3 protein-coding genes are annotated in these 1,776 nt (G+C 67.2%); all 3 read right to left on the reverse strand.

Going from position 1 to position 1,776, the window contains the following annotated elements; genetic code table 11:
- Position 1: 1 nt before the first annotated feature.
- A complete protein-coding gene (locus DAT37_RS39555; RefSeq protein ID WP_198654674.1) occupies positions 2 to 394 on the reverse strand; it encodes a roadblock/LC7 domain-containing protein in 393 nt (130 codons plus the stop codon).
- A gap of 374 nt (positions 395 to 768) precedes the next feature.
- The gene (locus DAT37_RS39560) at positions 769 to 1,212 is read right to left on the reverse strand and encodes an ester cyclase (protein WP_109530087.1); all 444 of its coding nucleotides are present in this window, start codon (positions 1,210 to 1,212) and stop codon (positions 769 to 771) included.
- Positions 1,213 to 1,254: 42 nt separating this feature from the next.
- Positions 1,255 to 1,671 carry a Dabb family protein gene (locus DAT37_RS39565; RefSeq protein ID WP_109530088.1) on the reverse strand — a complete coding sequence of 139 codons (417 nt, stop codon included), beginning with the start codon at positions 1,669 to 1,671 and terminating at the stop codon, positions 1,255 to 1,257.
- Positions 1,672 to 1,776: the final 105 nt, after the last annotated feature.

Below are 1,776 nucleotides of genomic sequence, written 5' to 3' on the forward strand. Positions count from 1 at the left end.
GTCACGCCAGCAACCGGCTGGAGATGTCCTGCAGGCGGAAGCGCGCGAGCGCCAGATTCGAGTGCTCCAGGTCCAGGCGTACGTAGATGACAAGCGGCCCCTCGAAGACCGTCTCCATCAGCCGGAGCAGATGATGCCCCCGGTCGGTGGTGACAAGCATGTCGTTGATGCGAACGGCGTCACCGGGACACGATCGCGCGAGCCCGTCCATGGTCGCGCGCAGCGTCTCGGTCAGGGCGGCGGCGGAGCGCTCGGTGTCCACGCCCTGGGGCGGCCCGCTGGCGACTACGGCCATCCCGCTGGTCTGGTCCAGCAGCATTGCGTCCAACGCGCCGGGTATGGCCATGACCTCGGTCAGGCAGTCGTGCAGTCCCAGCACCCGTCCTCCCCTCACCGCCTGAAGACTGAGTCAGCGTAGGAGCGATTCAGCATGATCGGGCGGGCCGGAGAGAGCGCGGTGAGAAAGGTATATGGCTGGGGCGAAGAAAAACCCTACCGCGATGGACGTTTATCGGATTTATGGAAATTACTCGCATTACCAGCACAAATTCGATTCACGTTCTCCGCCTTCGAACAGGGAAGGGCCGCACCCGGAGCAGCGCCACCGCCCAGTCCGCGCACGGCGGTGGCGTGACCGTCGCCTCCGAGCCCGGCCGCGGCACCCGCCTTCCAGGTCCGCCTGCCCGCGCCCTGACCGCAAGCAAGCGGCCGGCCTCTCGACCGGTGCGGGTCGAGAGGCCGGCGTTGGCCCTGGGGATGGCGGTGCCGTCAGCCGAGGGGGGGCACTTCCCGAAAGCCCAGTTGCTGCGCGAACCAGAGGCTGTCGGCGTTGGCCCAGTACTCCGCGATCAGCCCGTCGACCACGCGCAGGATGTCGGTGCCGTAGAAGACGACGCGGCGGCCCACCGCCTCCGGGGACGCGCCGGGAATCCCGCCCGCGTACGTGCCCTGCGCGTGCCAGCGCAGGACCTCGAAGGATCCGTCGACCACTGGGCCGACCTGGATGGTGAACGTCATATCAGGGAAGGCCGCCCTGATCCCGCTGACCCACATGTTGAGGTTGTCGCGGCCGGTCGAGTCCTGAGCCGGCCCGCCGAGGAGCGGCGCCGCGTGCGAGACGAAGTCCTCGTGCACGGTCTTGTCGGTCAGCGACAGGTCGCCGTTCCAGATGTCGGCCCACGACTGGGCGAGTGCGGAGAAGTTCGCGGACATGGTGGTTCATGCTCCATTCGTCACTGGACGGGTGTTCGGTGGTCACTCGCCGTGCGGGCCGGGGGCGGCGAGGCCCTCGTACTCGCCGAGGTCGGAGACCAGTTGGTTGATGTCCGGCATGCTGTCGTAGCGACGCTTGTGCAGCGCGGTGATCTTCGCGCCGATCTCCGGGTCGTCGTCGTCGGTGATGTCGAACGACACGAACTTGTCTACCAGGGGCAGACCGACCCGGTCGGTGTTGAGGTGAGCGGGGTGGACGAGGTACTCCCAGTATCCTTCGAGGTCCTCGATCACGAAGGTGGCCCCCCACTCGTACTCGCCGCCGTAGTCGCGACCGACGACGAAGGACTTCACCGACGGGATGGCCCGTCCCTGGTTGCGCAGGCTCTCAAGGGCCTCCTCCAGCCGCTCCGGTGAGACGCCGGGCTTGATGGTGAAGCGGTTGCCGTGGTAGATCATCGTTCTTCTTCCTTCCATACGGTTTGTGCGAAGTGGTGTTGTGGTTCAGGCGCTGGTGGCGCGGCCCGCGCGCGTCGCCCACGCTCCGATGGCGGCGACAGCCGC

The organism is Nocardia aurea, from assembly GCF_003123685.1.
Taxonomy (GTDB): Bacteria; Actinomycetota; Actinomycetes; order Mycobacteriales; family Mycobacteriaceae; genus Nocardia; species Nocardia aurea.

Excerpts from the sequence above, each read along its gene's own strand:
- DAT37_RS39565 (WP_109530088.1), bottom strand. The coding sequence starts at position 1,671 with ATGATCTACCACGGCAACCGCTTCACCATCAAGCCCGGCGTCTCACCG.
- DAT37_RS39560 (WP_109530087.1), bottom strand. The coding sequence starts at position 1,212 with ATGTCCGCGAACTTCTCCGCACTCGCCCAGTCGTGGGCCGACATCTGG.